The sequence below is a fragment of the Acinetobacter sp. COS3 genome, from assembly GCF_000475335.1.
Lineage (GTDB): Bacteria > Pseudomonadota > Gammaproteobacteria > Pseudomonadales > Moraxellaceae > Acinetobacter > Acinetobacter venetianus.
The window spans coordinates 1-675 of sequence record NZ_AXCD01000046.1; the positions used below are offsets into that span (position 1 = coordinate 1).

1 protein-coding gene is annotated in these 675 nt (G+C 42.2%); it reads right to left on the reverse strand.

The window, feature by feature from the left end; all coding sequences use genetic code 11:
* Positions 1-35: 35 nt before the first annotated feature.
* Positions 36-675 (reverse strand): IS3 family transposase (locus IO68_RS29755; protein WP_023013924.1); only part of this gene is annotated, 640 nt, incomplete at its 5' end.

Consider the following 675-nt stretch of genomic DNA (forward strand, 5'->3'; position numbering starts at 1 on the left):
CCGTACTGGGTTTTTCGGAGAGATTTTTATTAAAGTTAGGCCAGCTGACCTAACGGGCTCATCTTATCATAGTACATTGCTTCAAACTCAAATGGTGATACATAAGCTAGAGCACTATGTACACGCTTTTTATTGAACCAATCCACCCAGTTTAATGTCGCAAGTTGTACATCTACCAACCCTTGCCAATCTGCTTTTAGATATTCAATCACCTCTGTTTTGTATAAGCCATTCACCGTTTCAGCCAAAGCATTATCGTATGAATCACCAGTCGTACCGACTGATGCTCGTAAATTTGCTGCTTCTAAACGATTGGTATAGCGGATGGAAAGATATTGCACACCTCTATCGGAATGATGGATCACGCTCTTTGGCATGCCTCGATCATGCAATGCTTGCTCCAATGCATCGAGCACCATATCTGTATTCATTCGTGTAGATACTTTCCATCCAACAATGGCTCGTGAGAACACATCAATAATAAAGGCGGTATACACCCAGCCTGAATTGGTTCGAATATACGTGAAGTCAGCGACCCACAGTTGGTCAGGATGATCAGCAGTAAAATTGCGTTTCACCAAGTCAGGTGCACGTTTTTGATCATCTCGGCTACGAGTAGTTTGTTTATTCTTACCACGCCAAACACCTTGTATACCTAGATTTTGCATCAATCGA